Here is a 15,371-nt window from a genome sequence, read left to right on the forward strand (position 1 = left end):
CACATGTCGATGAAGCTGGTCATTCTCGGACTATTAATGGAAGCCAATCGGCATACCTATGAGATTCGTCAAACGATGAAAGATCGCGGCATGACGAATTATATGAAGCTGCAAGACGGCTCGCTCTACTATGCCATGGATCAACTGCATAAGGATGGTCATGTAGAAGCATTAGAAGTCGTGCGCGATACGAATCGCCCCGAGAAAACCATTTATCAAATTACGGAAGCTGGTAAGCAAAAATTTCAAGAACTGTTGTCTCATCAATTGCATGAAGAGATTAAACATTATCATCCGCTCTATGTGGCACTGCCATTTACCGTTCATGGCGACCAAGCTAAGATTGCCGATATTCTTGAACATAAAATTTTGGAACAAAAAATGATCATGAACAAGATGAAAAGTTTGTACAACGAGCATTTGAACATTGTTCCACGAGTTGTTTTGCAAATGTTGGTTGGCAGCTATAAACGTGCTTTTACCGAGTTAAAATGGCTAGAAGAACTGCAGCAGGATGCTCGAGATGGCAGGCTGCAGGAAAGAAATACGGAGCTCGATGTGAATTGGGATCGGATCGAGTGAAGCAAATTGAAAAAAGCACTACCTTGTCGAACAAGGTAGTGCTTTTTTTCATTAGTCCGAAATTAACGAATTAATTTCACTTTCAGCGGTATTAAAACTTAATTAGTCCGAAATAGCCTAACTAAATCGCATCTAATGACTCCCACAAGAGGAATATGGGTAATTAGTTCGGCGAAATCGGATTAATGGCTATACTTAAACGGAAATCCTAGGTTTAATTGAGCAAAATCGGATTAATGCAACTGTACAGTAGTCATCTCTTACTTGGTCGGTGACGATAACAAATTCAGCTGCGCTATGAAATGCGGTAAATCCGTGCAGACCAAGTCCGGCGTCAAACCAGCCGACGCCAGCTGCTCGTGCACATTGTCTGGCGTCGCAACGCCCGTCAGCACAAGAGCAGTGCGGCACCCCGCCATCGCACCTCCGCGGATATCGGTGTGCACGTTATCGCCGATGACCCAGACATCGGCGGCAGGCAGACCGAGCCGCTCAATGGCATACGCCATAATGATCGGCGAAGGCTTACCGATCACCACCGGCTCTACGCCGGAGGCGGCGGTGATCGAAGCGGCCAGGGAGCCCGCCCCTGGCATAAGCCCTCCATCCGACGGAAGCATCCGGTCGGGATTGGTTAAGACATAGGTCGCGCCATGTTTCAGATGGCGGACCGCTTCCGTCAGCTTCCCGTAGGTGAAGCTGCGGTCAATGCCCTGGACGACGTAATCCGGCGTCGTCTCCTCTAGTGCGAAGCCGGCTGCGTTCAAAGCAATCCGCAGGCCGTCTTCGCCGATCATATGCACGCGCTGACCAGCGCGCTGCTCGGTCAAGTACTGCGCAGCCGCCTGTGAAGACGTATAGACGGCTGCCGCGGGTACCTCCATGCCGAGCGCTTGCAGATGCTCGGCAACTTGTTCTGGGGTGCGGGACGAATTATTCGTCACCAAGAGGTAAGGCAATTGCTCCTGCTGGAGCCATTGCAAGAAAGCAGCGGCACCAGGGATAGGCTCGTGCCCTCTGTAAAGTGTGCCATCTAGATCGATTAGAAATCCGTTCATCCTGTTGCTTCTCCTTTAGATAGGTAAGTTGTTGTGGGCAGCGTGATCTCGACGATCGTACCCTCCGTAAGTTTAGAGCTAATTTTCATGAATCCACCATGCGCTTCAATGATTCGGTAACAAACCATCAGTCCTAGTCCAGTTCCTTTTTCCTTAGTGCTATAGAAGGGTTCCCCAAGTTTGGGGAGGCGTTCAGGCGCAATACCACAGCCCTGATCCACGAAGCGAACAAGAATTTGATTGCCTGAACCTTTCAGCTCTGCATGAATTCGCAGATTTCCACCTTGCTCCATTGACTCTATGGCATTTTTCATAATATTAATAAAGACCTGCTTGATTTGATTCTCATCACACGTTACAGGCGGAAGCCCAGAATCTACCTCTGCTTCAATTTCGATATTAGAGAGCAGTGCTTGAGGCTGAAGTAGCTCGACAGTGCTCATGATGATCGTGTATAACGTACTAGTAACGAAGTGGGTAGCCTGTGGTTTAGAAACAAACAAAAACTCATTCACAATAAATTCTATACGCTGTAGTTCTTTTTGCATAATTTCAATGTAATATTGCTCCTTGGCAGAGCTTGTTTTGAGCAGCTTGAGGAATCCTTTTAAGGCGGTCAGCGGATTGCGGATTTCATGTGCAACACCAGCAGCCAATTGTCCAACAGCAGACAGCTTATCGGATTTAATAAGCAACTCCTGCGTCTTCTTCAACTCCGTAATATCACTAAATGTAATGACGGTACCTAGCAGCTGGCCACCCCCATCAAGCATGGGACTGGACATGTACTCAACGGGAAAACTGGCTCCATCCTTTTTCCAGAACAGGTCTTCATTCAATATTGCACCTTCACGTTGAAGCATTGTATTGACTGTCGTGTTTTCCTCCGGTATGACAAAAGTCCCATCCTCATGAAGCGGTCGAATTAAGTTATGTATGCGTCTACCTAACATTTCATCCACTTTCCAACCGGTAATGGCTTCCGCGGCCTTGTTCCAGAAAATGGTGCGTCCATTCGTATCAATGCCATAAATGCCTTCCGAAACCGAATTGAGAATGAGTTGATTTTGTTTGTAGAGCTTATCAATTTCTTTCTTCTGCTCCCTGATCTCAGTCAAATCTTTCAGAATAGCATAAACCCCAACGATTTGGTTACCCACCTTAGTGGGAACAAAAGTTACATTAGAAGGGATAGGGTATCCATTTTGATGTAAGAATGAAGCATCGAAATTTTGGGGCATTCCTTCTGAAGCCACTTGGAAGTGGTGCAGCGTTTTGAGTAGATCAGGAGGGTGGATCATTGGAAGAAATGAGGCTGATTTGGAGGATTCTTCACCCAATCCGAGCAAGCTTTCAAGTCCATGATTCGAAGAAAGGATATCACCATCCAAACTAAAGGAAATGATGGAATCAGGATGGTTGTCGAAAAGTGATTTATATCGCTCCGCAGATTCCGAAATACTGGCTTCACGTCGCTTGAGTAACCTTATTACGAATAAGGCGAGTAACATTAATACGACGAACATCCCACAATCGAGAGTGATGCTTGCCATGAGGTTATGTTGAAAAAAAGATAAGTGTTGCAAATAAAATAAAGGAATACTGATGATCGCTATGCCGCCTATCAGGTAGATTGTGAATTTTCGTGTACTTACAGGAGGGGGGTTCATCGTCATTGACTCTCATCTCTCCTTTTTTAGATTCTCTTTCATAGTTTAACAGGAATAGTTATTATTTTGTATAATTTACCATTGTATTTGCATTTTAATTATTTTGTAGCGTTTATATACCAGGTTTCGACAATTTAAGTATGAAGGCAGAAATGTGGCGTGTATCTGAGTAGATGGAACTATTTTTGTTAAATTGACAGTATACTTGTCCTAAAATATTATGTATAATGTTGAAAAAGGTCGTTTTTCTGTGGAACTTATTCACAAATGAGATCGGAGCGGAGCTATGAAGGCTGAGTACATTAATCCCTTTTTGGAGTCGGCTAGAATCGTCATCGAGCAAGTTGCTAACATTCGCCCAACGACAGGGCAGCTCGGCATTAAAGACGTCAAATTTGTGGAAAAGTATATCTGGATCCAAATTGGTATGACTGGACAAATGGAAGGCGACGTCGTATTCGGCTTGGCTGAAGATGTTGCTTTGAAAATGGTTTCTGCCATGATGGGTGGATTCGTCATTACTGAAATGGATGAAATGGGAAAGAGTGCCATTTCTGAACTGGGCAATATGATTAGTGGCAATGCGAGCACGATGCTCTTTAACCAAGGCGTTCGGGTAGACATTACACCACCGAAGTTAGTCCAATCTGCAACGGCAGCAGGATTTGTGCCGAAGAGAGCATTAACCATTCCTTTAATTATGGATGGCATTGGCGAACTAGACATTCAAGTGTTAATTACGTAATATAAGTAAGAACGTTGGAGTACCAGTATGATGGTAGCTCCATTTTTTTTGTGCGTAGAAGGGGGTGGAAGTGGTTGGAAATCAAGAATAAGGTTGTCTTGATTACAGGTGCTTCAAGTGGGATTGGAGCGTTGATGGCGCAGCAATTTGCAGCGAAAGGCGCTATACCTGTGTTGACAGCACGGCGAACGGACATGTTGAAACAAATTGCATCAAGCTTGCCGGGGCAACATGCTGTATACGCTATGGATGTTACGAATACAGATGAGGTAAATGGCGTTGTAAGTCGCATCATCGCCGAGTTTGGGCGAATTGATATACTGATTAATAACGCTGGATATGGCATATTTGAAGCATTTACGGAAGCGCCTCTTGCTCATTTTGAAGAGATGATGGATGTGAATTATCTGGGGCTCGTACGTTGCACGCAGGCAGTCCTTCCGCATATGTTAAAGGCAGGTAGTGGCCATATCGTCAATGTTGCCTCAATGGCAGGTAAAATTGGCTCTGCCAAATCAACAGCCTATTCGGCAACCAAGCATGCCGTACTAGGATTTACGAATAGTTTGCGGATGGAATTAGCGAAATCTGGGGTATCCGTGACAGCGATTAATCCAGGTCCGATTGCGACACCATTTTTCGACAAGGCGGATCCGACCGGTAATTATGTCAAGAACATCGCTTGGTTTATGTTAAAGCCCGAAAAAGTAGTCAAAGAGCTGATTCATGCCATCGAGAAAAACATTCCAGAGAAGAACCTGCCTTTTGTAGCGGGTGTCGGGATTAAATTATTTCATTTGTTTCCTCGCCTTTTTAATAAACTGGCGTCGGGTATCATGAATAAAAAATAAAGCGGCTCCCAGTCACATGGGGGTCGCTTTTTCTGTACCTATTCTACGTTTCAGCCGGATCAGACTTTGCTGCTTGCTTCGCTTGATTGAGTGCGCGGATTTCTTCGAAAATCTTTCGCATTTCTGCTTTGCCCTCAGGATGAGATTGATTCCAATGGGAGGCAAGTGCAGGTAGTGCTTTATGAACATGGTTAAAGAAAGCCCATATTTTGATTTTCTCGATCATTTCTGGGGATGTATCACCTGTAATAAGTTCCGCAGTCTTGGCGACCAATGTGTTAAAATCGTTTTCAAAATCGGTAGGCATGCACGTCATCCCTTCGGATGGAAATAGAGTAAATGGAGCACTTTTAGTTTAAAGGATGAAGAAGAGGCTGTCAAAAGGTTCCGAAGCATTCCCCTCTTCCATGCAATCGCTTCCTATTGCTAAGGGAAAATTTTTCCTATTTTTTTTAGCAGTAACGATTGTTTACTCCCCCTTTTTAACCTAAAATAAGGTAGATACACTTTAGATCTTTTTACCTGTAGGCTAGGGGGGAATATGATGAAGTCACTGAAAGAAATATTTAACAGCGACTTTAACACATTAGATACGAGCATGCAGGAACAGATTTATAAAGAATTTTACTTGCTCGTTTATCCAATGATTAATTTTATTTTAAGAGATCATGCTGCCGTAGAGGACATTATTCAGGAAGCCTTTCTCCGTGCAGTTCACAAAGCCCCTTTATTAACGGAAATTGATAAATATGAGGGCTGGCTGAAGCGACTTACGCGGAATGTAACGCTGAATCATTTGCGCAAACATAGACGTAATCGTGATGAACTCGAGACAGAGGTGCTTTTCTCCTTAAAGGAGTCCGCCCCAACTTCGGATTATTCGGGTTCGCCAGATGTAGAAGTTGAAATGAAAGTCATGAGAGAAGCTGTTATTGCTTATATCAATCAACTTAATCCTTCCTATAGACAGATTATCGCCATGAAATGGATACATAATTTATCTTATAAAGATATGGCTAGTGAACTTTGTGTAACCGAAGGGGTTGTGCGACAAAGGCTTTTTCGGGCACGGGATGCCATTAAACAGAAGTTTTTGGATGAATGGGGATCAGATAGATAGAGTTTGGTGTCTACATATTTGTTTGCTGAAGCACTCTAGCATATAATATGGGGATGAGGTTGGAAGAGAAAAGGGGTATATGGTATTGAGCACGAGTTTCGAAGAGCTGCAGATTGCACAGACTTATTTAGATAAATTACAAGAATTAGGGATTGGTGAGCCAACGCCGATTCAAGCGGAAGGTATTCCAGTTCTCTTGCAGGGTAAAGACGCGATTATTCAATCCCAAACGGGAACAGGCAAAACATTAGCTTATTTGCTGCCTGCTTTGGAGCGAATTGATCCCACTCAGAAACAATTGCAAGTCATGGTCATTGTTCCTACACGAGAGTTGGGCATGCAGATCATGCAGGAAATTGAGAAATTGACGAGCGGGGGACCTATTCGTTCACAATCCCTAATCGGCGGAGCGGCAGTTGCCAGACAGATTGAGAAGCTGCGCCTTCATCCGCATATCGTTGTTGGAACGCCTGGACGTTTGCTGGAGTTAATGAAAGTTCGCAAACTTACGCTGCATCATGTGAAAATGGGCATTGTTGATGAAGTTGACCAAGTGTTTGAACTTGGCTCTATGCAGGATGTGGAAGCTGTACTTAAAGGTATGCTTCGCACAAGTCAAATGGTGTTTGTCTCGGCAACAATTCCTCAAAGTACGGAGCAAGCAGCAGGCAGATGGCTGAAAGATCCGGTTATTATCAAAATTAACCCTTCCCAGCGTACCGCTGAAACGTTGGAGCATCACTATGTCGTGTGTCAGGAACGTGAAAAGATCGACACCCTCCGTAGACTTGTTCGGATGATTAAGCCAACTTCAGCAATTGTCTTTATTAATGTGACTGATGATATTGCACAAGTCGTTGGCAAGCTTCAATATGTCGGGCTTTCTGTTGAAGCTTTATATGGTGAAGCGAGCAAGCAGGATCGAGCCAAAGTCATGGGTAATTTCCGTGAAGGGAAATTCCAATTATTATTGGCGACGGACGTTGCTGCCAGAGGTCTTGATATTGAAGGTGTGACGCACGTCTTCCATCTGGATGTGGCGACGAATGCGGAGTATTATCTTCACCGTGTAGGTCGGACAGGCCGGATGGGCCGTGAGGGAACTTCGATCTCTATCGTGACCTCGAGAGAGCTTTTCATCATTGAGAAATTCGAGAAGCAGCTCGGCATCACGATTGAGCCGAAAGCCATGTACGAGGGCCGGTTGGTTGACCCGGCCCAAGACCGCAGTGCGGCTACGATGCGCAGCCGCCGTGAAGCCGCGCGCCCAAGCGCAGCACCTTCGCGCAGCGGCTCCGCCGGCGCGCGTGAGGCTGCCGCGCCTGCGGGCGCGGTGTCTGTAAGTGCCGCGGCGCCAGACGCGCGCGGCCAGCAGGGCGCTGCTCCGGCGAAGCCGGCAGCACAAGGGAAGACGGCCGCCGCAGGCAAGGCCGTCAGCAAAGCGCAACGCGAGCGCGATCGCAAGAGCAAGGGCGCTCCGCGCTGGTTGAAAGAGAAGCAGCAGAATAAAGAAGAGTAGCTCGCTTCCTTGCGAAGTCTACTCATGATCTGCGGGGTGTAAGAGCATGCTGAAGAAAGTTACAATCACACTCTTGATGTTGGTTGTCATCGCTGTGGTGATGCTACTCATCATCATTCAGTATGTGAAACCAACGAAGTCGCTGGATCTACAGTATAAAGAGATCGCCATAAGCAACAAAATTGCAGAAATGATCCTCTCCCGAAAGCTGGACGTGCGGCTTTCGGAAGAGGAAGTCAATCATTTGTTGAAGAAGCAGCTAGCCTCGCACAGCGCATTGCCGCATGATTTTCGGATGGAAGGTGCAGAGTTGAATCTGCAGGGCGCCATGGTTGAGGCGGATGTAAACGTAAGGTGGCACGATCGGCTACCGATCGGTGCTCATGCGACATTCACATTGGCATGGGATCCACCTAACTTGGTCATCCAGCATGTGAGTACGCAGATTCGAAACTGGCAGCTCCCAAGTGCTTGGCTTCAACTAGCTCCGATTGAAATTCCACTGCAATCCTACTTACCTAAATTAATTGGTATTAAAAATGTGGTGTTTGAAGACAATGCCATTCTCGTACAACTAAAGCCATTTCAGTAACATGAAAGACCCTTCCTGCCACCTAAGTGGTTGTGAAGGGTCTCTTGCTTTTTGGAGTGTTCTCTACCCACTACACCCCGTCTGGCACAATAGCTGTAATTTCTACAGTGTATTTCACTAGATTAACGGAAATTTAGCAAGTAGATGGATTTTATGCAGCTAATTTACCCCGAAATGGTTAGTTTGGTCGTTTTGGCGAAAATTACCTACATATTTTCCATCTAATTGGAATTTGGAGCGAAAACTTGAAAAAATAGCAGCAGTTTATCCAGTTAATTGGCTCGCAACACAGGAACTTGCCATTTACGTGTATACATAATAATGCCAAACACAACACACATGCTAATCAGTACAAACCAGATCGAGACGCCTACATGGATGTGATCCATCCCCCAACCGACCCCAAGCGGCAGGATGGCTCCGCCTAAACCACCAGCGGCAATGAGCGCACTCGTCGTTTGCTCCGTACGTCCAGGCAACAGTTGATTCGCATAAATAAGGGCAACGGCGAACATACCTGACATGAATAAGCCAAGCAAGAGAATTACGGCAAAACTGCTCCATAAATTCGTGCTGAACAACCATACCATTACGGTAATCAAGCTTAAAGCAAATGAGAAAGCTAAATATTTGAAGTAGGTCATCTTCTCAGCCAACGCTCCTGCAAATAAGCGACCAACGACCATGGTTAACCAATAAGCGGTCACACCAAGTGTAGAGACAGAGCTTGAAGCCTGCAACTGGTCCTTAAAGATCGAAGGTAAGAAGTTTACAATCGTATTTTCCATACCGCAATACAAGAAGAAGACGGTCATAAGCAAGCATAAAAAAACGAACGATTTTTTTGAGAGTACAGGAACTCGATCTGTTTTATGAGAACGATCCGCTTTATGTGCAAGTAATTCATCATGTTCGCCTAAGGACAGCTTTGACCAGATGATTCCGGTTGCAAGTGCGCTTAGTCCGAGCAGCATGAAGGCGAATTTCCACAACCCATTTGCAATAAGAAGACTGGATACAAGTGGCATGAACAAGGCGCCGAGTCCAAAGAATACCTCCAGCTTGCTGAAAGCAACTGCCTGTTGATCTTTGGCAGCCATAAGGATGAAGGTGCTGATGCTGGACTCCACAAGTCCGAAGGAGATACCTGCTAGGAAAGTGAACCCGATAACCATCGGCCAAGGTGGCAATAAGCCAATGGCAAGCATGGCCACAAATAAGAAGCAAAACGCCATTGTAATCGTACTTCGACGAGAAATACGACGAATGAGTGTAGGCATTGCAAGCACACCTAGCATAAAACCTCCAAATTGCAAAAAGACCAGTAACCCTCCGCCACTGTAGCTTCGACCATAATGGGCTAGTAGTTCAGGCAACACTGCGCCGAAAATGACGTGCGTGCATCCTGTTAGTAAGTAGGAGAGGCAGCCCATAATTAATAATCTTTTCATAATGCGGCGCTTCCTTTACGTTCTATCGTATGTTTGTCATTATGGGCCAAAACATGGGCAATCGCTTCGGAAACAGAGTTCACCGTACTCGCGGCATGCTTCTTCACATCCGAATGAGCAGTATGCATGGCAAAGCTATGGGGTGTAATACCGAACATCGAGACATCATTAAAGGAGTCTCCAAAACATGCGATCTCTTCTGGTTTTAATCCCAAATGTGCAATAAGCGTAAGGAGAGAGCTGCCTTTGGAAACTTGATGAGGCATGATGTCGAGACAATCTGTATCAGCCATGTAGATGTCCAATTGGTCAGAAAGTTCTTTTTCCAACAATGTCTTGATCTCAAGTAAGTCGTCAACCTGCCCGAATAGTGAGAATTTACAAGTTGGAAATGCATCCTTCAGGGATTGTTCGATCTCGCTTTTGACTATAAAAGGTTCAAACATTCTCTTCTGAATTTCGTCGGAAGCGGGACTTAAGCGCTCAATATAATTGGCACTTCCGGAGCAAATAAACTTAACTACATCGAAAGCTTCGATGAGCTGATACACGCGATGAGCGATGGAAGGCTCGAATAACTTCGCTTGCAGAAGCGCACCATCCATCAAATGAATGAAAGCACCATTTTGGGAAACAGAATAAGCTTGATGATCGATATCTAGAAGTACTTTCTGCATCTCCGAATTCATTCTACCTGAGGCTAGACAAAGCGTAATTCCAGCGTCTCTCACTTGTTGTAGAGCTTTCAGCTCCCGTTCACTGACTTTCTTATGATGGTCAAGCAGCGTGCCGTCCAGATCGCTAACGATTAGTTTAATCATGTTGTTCTTCTCCCCCTGCTAGTACAATTTCAACCTCACTTGCTAATAATCGCTCTTTCATTTCCTCGCTCAGCGCTTGATCCGTAACCAGAATATCTATGCTTTCAAATCCTACGACATGATGGAACAGACGCTTGCCGAATTTGGAATGATCTGCGAGTACAATCACTTGATCAGCATGCTCCATCATCGCTCTTACTAAATAACAATCCTCTTCATTGGGGGCGGATAACCCATTTTCGGAAATGCCGCATGTGCCAATGAAAAGCTTATCGACGTGATACTCGTTTAACATTTCAATCGCTTTAGCCCCGTAGACACTATGGTGCTTATTATCTAGCACACCGCCGAGCATATGAATCGTAATGCCATCCTTGCGGGTGAGAATAGCGGCTGTTTCAATCGAACTTGTGATGACAATGTTGTTTTTGGAGGCCAAGGCAGTGGCTGCATGCAGAACAGTAGTAGAAGCATCCATCATCAGATAATCGCCATCTTGAACGAGTGTAGCTGCTCTCCTGCCTATCGTTAGTTTAGAAGAGGATTCTTCTTGAAGACGCTGATCATAATTGCCGACTTCTTTAGAGAGCGTGGGAAGAATGGCTCCACCTCGCGTACGAACAATGGATCCTTGCTCCTCTAATTTGACCATATCCCGTCTAGCCGTATCGCGAGAAACTTCGTAGAGCTCACAAATCAGATCTACGGATATACGCTTATTTGATTTTAAGTATTCAAGGATGGAAAAGAGTCGTTCTTCTTGAAACAAGGATGATTACCTCTTTTACTTAAGTATTTGTAAGTGAATATAAGTATATTGCTTATTGTATACGCATGTTGCGTGGCTTTCAATCCTTTTTTGAAAAGAAAAAACCGTGCTCACTCGTTACTTGAACGAGGACACGGTCGATACTACCCATTGGTCATTTAACGGCTGGTTTTTTACGTGTTTGAACATAGCTGGGATAAGTGATTTCACCAGTATCCAGTTTGCGAATTTCCTCATCATTCCAACCTGCGATTTTGTTGGTTCCTGTAACGCCAGTTAACTTGATTTGATAACGAGTAGCTAAGTACGATTGGAGCTTCAGCATGTCTTCGGGTTTAATTTCCCGAATTTTTTGCTTACCATGAAGCTGGCCTAAGATGACACCAATGGACTCTGCTGCCAAACTCGTGTTGGGCTGAATGCGTGTGCTGCCGTATGCGATCGCGGAGGAACCAACATTTTTTCCTGCTGCTATAACATTTTCATAATTTTTTAGTAAAAAACTGCGAAGCGGCATGCCGTATTTGTCAGGGCGTCCCATCTCAATTCCCCATTTGTTGGCACTCGTACCTTGGAGATCAAGCGGATAACCGCCAATACTGACATTGTCCCAAAACATCGTGCCAGCGAGGAGATCAGATGGTTTTAGGGTGTAGTCCATTTCATAGTGATTATATTCTCTAATATAAGGGTAAGTCGGCAGTTCGCCTAATTCAGCTTTCTCCCAACCTGGCAATGTTTTTCGGAAATGCTGCAAGATCAGGGCTGTTTCCTTATTTCCCAAATAGACCGCTTCTTGCACAGATGCCAGCTTGGCAGGATCCACGGTATAGACGAGCAACGCATTAATGAGGACTTCGCCATCACGTTGATTTACGGCATTCAAACCTCTTAGGAAAACACGATCATTAGAAGGATGATACGCCTTGGTCATGCCGCTAAGTCCAATGGCAAAACTTTCACTGACACTTCCACCGCCGAATTGCTTCGATCTTTCCTCAGGCTTTAGTGCGTTGAAGGTTGTATTAAACTTCTTCCAATCTACATTTTTGAACTTCATCATCATGCCTGCACTCATGTACTCAATGTCTTTTTGACCATAAAATTTCTCAAGACCTGGAAGACGTTTGGTTTCTAAGCGGCTTATTAATGCGGCAAAATCACTGTTATCTACCCAATAGGAGGCCGTAATTTTCTTAATTTCATTTTTATTGGTTTTATATAGGATGGATGGGATTTTGTGCATAAAATCAGGTGTTTGAATTTGTTCAACCTCTTGAATCGTGATGCCTGACTCAATCGGGATATCTTTACTTAACTTGTCCATATATGTCGTGAATTCAGAAAGTTTTCGAATCTTAGCGTTTCGGAAGCCATCGAATAGTTCTTTAGCGCGGCCCTGTACGAGTAAATGTCCTTGTTCATCTCGTGTTTCATCTAGAAACAACATCTGACTTTGAAGGATCTGACCGCCGAAGGCTTGATGGGGATCTAATATTTTCACTTTGAGGCCCTCATCCATGGCAGCGCGGGCCAAATAGAGACCTTCAAGCTCACTACCAATTACAACAACATCTACGTTTTCAGTTGGATATGTGGCAGCGCTCGCTATTTTCGTATCTTGATTGGGTACGGATGAAGGTACTTCACTCACTTGAGGAGTTGTATCTTGATGTGTAACAGTCGGAGCTACCGCGGTTACGTTCATGCTTCCTTGCTTGAACCAAATCTTGCTGAATGAGAAGGCTGAAACAACAATTAAGAGGACAGCCAGAGCAATAGCGAGCCCAACTCGCGGGTTTCGTAAGCGCATACACAAGCTCCTTTAGCGTTAAACTTTATGGTCTTCATTTTAGCAGTTTCAGGGTGGATTTAATAGACTTTGAGAATTGATTCTGAAAGTTTTACAACCTGCACCCCCAAAAACTGACAAGCATTGGCGAATCCTTGTAGCATAACCAGGAACCCTTCGCGAAGGCTCCATCTTAATCTTATGTATAAACCATAAAATGACTAAGGGAGATTTTAAAATGAAAAAAAACCTAATGAAAAAATTCGTAGCAACTGGTCTTGTTCTAACTATGGTAGCAGGTGGCGGAACTGCCGCATTTGCAAATGGAAGTAAAAACGATGATCGTGGTAAAGGCAATAATAACAATGGATCTAAAAATAATACGAGCTATACACAAAATGTTATTAATGGAAACGTAACAATTAACATTAATTTCAACGATATGAAAAATTCACAGTGGGCAATGCGTTACATTGCAAGCCTAGCGTCCAAGCGTGTTTTTGAAGGATATGAAGATGGAAGCTTCAAACCAGAGAAAACAGTAACTCGTATTGAAGCGATTACAGCTGCTGTTCGTCTAATGGGATTGCGTGAGCAAGCCGAGTCCGATGCTGAAAAGCAAACAAAATTGAACTTTAAAGATGCTGACAAAATTCCTGCATGGGCAGTAGGTTATGTTGCAGTAGCCCTTGAGAACGACCTGTTCACAGAAAGTGATGACAGCGTTAAACCTAATGAAGATGCAAACCGTCTATGGGCAACTACTCTTCTAGTGAAAGCATTGAAATTGGAAGCAGAAGCAAAAGCAAACATGACGAGCACACTTACATTTAAGGATGCTAAACAAATTCCAGCTGGATCCGTAGGTTATGTGAAAGTAGCGGTTGATAAAGGTTTAATCGACGGTTTTGAAGATAATACCTTCAAACCTAATCAAAGCGTAACACGTGCACAATTGGCAGCTCTTCTAGATCGTACGAACGAGCAATTACCTGGCCAAGATCAAAACTCAAATTCAGGAACTGTAAACACAGCTGTGTACAACAATGTTCTTTCCCTAACTAAAAATGGCACAACGACTGTGTATAACTTGCACCCAGATGTTTTCGTTTTGCGTAATGGTGTGAAGGTTGCCCCTACTGAAATTGCTGTTGGTGATACAGTTAAAGTACGTACATTCAACAATACTGTTGTATTCGTAGAAGTAACAGGTAATGCGCCTGTAAACACTTCTTTCGACATCTTGGGTACATTGACTGCAACAACAATTAACGCTCAAGGTAAAATTGCAACAATCACAATCAAACAAAATATCAATGGAGTTGATCAATCAACTACATATAATGTATCTTCGACTTTCAATTTGACAGGTAACCTTGCTAACTTCTCAGCAGGTCACGTGGTTCAGCTTAAAGGTCAAAATCAATCCGTTACTACAATTGACGTTAAATAAAGCTAATAAGTTGCATTCTTACTATAGAGATATATAAAGAGATGAAAAAGGTTAGATTCACACAACAGGCTCCTTGCATAATTCGCAGGGAGCTTGTTGTTCGTTGCTCGATAAATTGTATAAATTGGTAAGATAATGGGAAACTATGCTATATCAGGAGAGGAGATGGTTAGGATGGAAGAAAGTTTAATGGATACGTTCAAAAGGTATTATGCGGATTATCGAGGTGCTGAGGGTGTGGATCAAAGTTTTACGGATGCGTATCAGGCCATGGCGTTCCATGTCATTAATCAGACAGAACACTTTGTGCAACAGGGTAATCTTCATGATATACAGAATCTAATTCGTGAGTTTAAGGAAATTGAACTTTCTACTTCTCCGAGCAATGATTCATTGAAGGAGCAATTTGAGCAAGAACTTGTGGTGCAAGAGTTGAATCGATATTCTTTTTAAAAAGGTGTTGCATAATCCAAAATCCCGTGGTATATTACTGGTCCGGCCAAAACGGGCTGCAAATTTCATCGAAATATGTAGAAATAAAGCTTGCATTTGGATGGGTGAATATGCTATATTGTAATTCCTGTTCGTGAGAGCGAGTTGGGAAAAGAAAGAAATTGATCTTTGAAAACTGAACAACGAGTGAGTAAGCACAGTCACGAAAGTGACTTTAAATGAGATTAATAATCTCGCTAGCTTCAAATGAGCAATTAAGCTTTTTCAAATAGGACGAGCAATCGTCCACTATTATGGAGAGTTTGATCCTGGCTCAGGACGAACGCTGGCGGCGTGCCTAATACATGCAAGTCGAGCGGGTTTATCCTTCGGGGTAAGCTAGCGGCGGACGGGTGAGTAACACGTAGGTAACCTGCCTTTAAGACTGGGATAACTATCGGAAACGATAGCTAAGACCGGATAACTGGTTTTCTCGCATGAGAGAATCATAAAACA

The 15,371-nt window shown here is 44.0% G+C and carries 15 protein-coding genes and 1 rRNA gene; 9 read left to right on the forward strand and 7 right to left on the reverse strand.

The annotated features are described in order from the left end of the window. Positions 1 to 3 precede the first annotated feature (3 nt). Positions 4 to 582 (forward strand): PadR family transcriptional regulator, encoded by a 579-nt coding sequence (locus HQN88_RS27370; protein ID WP_173118470.1) that lies wholly within the window; start codon positions 4 to 6, stop codon positions 580 to 582. A gap of 260 nt (positions 583 to 842) precedes the next feature. On the opposite strand, the gene HQN88_RS27375 is transcribed toward HQN88_RS27370, so the two are convergent. Together HQN88_RS27375 and HQN88_RS27380 are read right to left on the reverse strand one after the other, a co-directional pair. Further along, positions 843 to 1,640, reverse strand: a complete 798-nt coding sequence (locus HQN88_RS27375) for a TIGR01457 family HAD-type hydrolase (RefSeq protein ID WP_173118472.1) — start codon at positions 1,638 to 1,640, stop codon at positions 843 to 845. Further along, entirely contained in the window at positions 1,637 to 3,316 is a 1,680-nt protein-coding gene (locus tag HQN88_RS27380; protein WP_173118474.1) for a PAS domain-containing sensor histidine kinase, read from the reverse strand. The genes HQN88_RS27375 and HQN88_RS27380 overlap by 4 nt, the downstream gene beginning before the upstream one ends. 280 nt (positions 3,317 to 3,596) lie before the next feature. Here HQN88_RS27380 and HQN88_RS27385 point away from each other — a divergent pair, with 280 nt between their 5' ends. Both HQN88_RS27385 and HQN88_RS27390 read left to right on the forward strand, forming a co-directional pair. Continuing rightward, positions 3,597 to 4,055 carry a chemotaxis protein CheX gene (locus HQN88_RS27385; protein WP_056613703.1) on the forward strand — a complete coding sequence of 153 codons (459 nt, stop codon included), beginning with the start codon at positions 3,597 to 3,599 and terminating at the stop codon, positions 4,053 to 4,055. 74 nt (positions 4,056 to 4,129) lie between these two features. Further along, positions 4,130 to 4,906, forward strand: a complete 777-nt coding sequence (locus tag HQN88_RS27390; protein ID WP_173118476.1) for an SDR family NAD(P)-dependent oxidoreductase — start codon at positions 4,130 to 4,132, stop codon at positions 4,904 to 4,906. Between the two features lie 43 nt (positions 4,907 to 4,949). On the opposite strand, the gene HQN88_RS27395 is transcribed toward HQN88_RS27390, so the two are convergent. After that, entirely contained in the window at positions 4,950 to 5,213 is a 264-nt protein-coding gene (locus tag HQN88_RS27395; protein WP_173118478.1) for a DUF2573 family protein, read from the reverse strand. A 234-nt stretch (positions 5,214 to 5,447) separates the two neighbouring features. Here HQN88_RS27395 and HQN88_RS27400 point away from each other — a divergent pair, with 234 nt between their 5' ends. The 3 genes from HQN88_RS27400 (at position 5,448) to HQN88_RS27410 (ending at position 8,137) form a co-directional block, all read left to right on the forward strand. After that, positions 5,448 to 6,026, forward strand: coding sequence for an RNA polymerase sigma factor (locus tag HQN88_RS27400; protein ID WP_173118480.1), 579 nt, complete (start codon positions 5,448 to 5,450; stop codon positions 6,024 to 6,026). Between the two features lie 79 nt (positions 6,027 to 6,105). Beyond that, complete coding sequence (locus tag HQN88_RS27405) at positions 6,106 to 7,545, forward strand: DEAD/DEAH box helicase (RefSeq protein ID WP_173118482.1); 1,440 nt, start codon at positions 6,106 to 6,108, stop codon at positions 7,543 to 7,545. A 46-nt stretch (positions 7,546 to 7,591) separates the two neighbouring features. After that, the gene (locus tag HQN88_RS27410; RefSeq protein WP_173118484.1) at positions 7,592 to 8,137 is read left to right on the forward strand and encodes a hypothetical protein; all 546 of its coding nucleotides are present in this window, start codon (positions 7,592 to 7,594) and stop codon (positions 8,135 to 8,137) included. A gap of 272 nt (positions 8,138 to 8,409) precedes the next feature. Here HQN88_RS27410 and HQN88_RS27415 read toward each other — a convergent pair whose 3' ends face one another. The 4 genes from HQN88_RS27415 to HQN88_RS27430 all read right to left on the reverse strand — a co-directional run bounded on the left by HQN88_RS27415 (position 8,410) and on the right by HQN88_RS27430 (position 12,991). Then, positions 8,410 to 9,588 carry an MFS transporter gene (locus tag HQN88_RS27415; protein ID WP_173118486.1) on the reverse strand — a complete coding sequence of 393 codons (1,179 nt, stop codon included), beginning with the start codon at positions 9,586 to 9,588 and terminating at the stop codon, positions 8,410 to 8,412. Further along, a complete protein-coding gene (locus HQN88_RS27420; RefSeq protein WP_173118498.1) occupies positions 9,585 to 10,409 on the reverse strand; it encodes an HAD family hydrolase in 825 nt (274 codons plus the stop codon). Before HQN88_RS27420 ends, HQN88_RS27415 begins: the two co-directional genes overlap by 4 nt. Then, positions 10,402 to 11,178, reverse strand: a complete 777-nt coding sequence (locus tag HQN88_RS27425) for a DeoR/GlpR family DNA-binding transcription regulator (protein WP_173118500.1) — start codon at positions 11,176 to 11,178, stop codon at positions 10,402 to 10,404. The genes HQN88_RS27420 and HQN88_RS27425 overlap by 8 nt, the downstream gene beginning before the upstream one ends. 154 nt (positions 11,179 to 11,332) lie before the next feature. Continuing rightward, positions 11,333 to 12,991: an FAD-dependent oxidoreductase gene (locus HQN88_RS27430; protein ID WP_173118501.1), complete on the reverse strand. Its 1,659-nt coding sequence runs from the start codon at positions 12,989 to 12,991 to the stop codon at positions 11,333 to 11,335. Between the two features lie 217 nt (positions 12,992 to 13,208). Between HQN88_RS27430 and HQN88_RS27435 the strand changes: the two genes are divergently transcribed. From HQN88_RS27435 to HQN88_RS27445, 3 genes are all read left to right on the forward strand, one after another. Then, positions 13,209 to 14,423, forward strand: a complete 1,215-nt coding sequence (locus HQN88_RS27435; protein WP_173118502.1) for an S-layer homology domain-containing protein — start codon at positions 13,209 to 13,211, stop codon at positions 14,421 to 14,423. Between the two features lie 174 nt (positions 14,424 to 14,597). Continuing rightward, the gene (locus tag HQN88_RS27440; RefSeq protein ID WP_173118504.1) at positions 14,598 to 14,876 is read left to right on the forward strand and encodes a hypothetical protein; all 279 of its coding nucleotides are present in this window, start codon (positions 14,598 to 14,600) and stop codon (positions 14,874 to 14,876) included. Positions 14,877 to 15,166: 290 nt separating this feature from the next. Then, a 16S ribosomal RNA gene (locus HQN88_RS27445) occupies positions 15,167 to 15,371 on the forward strand; the annotation flags it as partial.

Origin of the sequence: Paenibacillus qinlingensis (assembly GCF_013204845.1) — a bacterium.
Classification (GTDB): domain Bacteria; phylum Bacillota; class Bacilli; order Paenibacillales; family NBRC-103111; genus Paenibacillus_E; species Paenibacillus_E qinlingensis.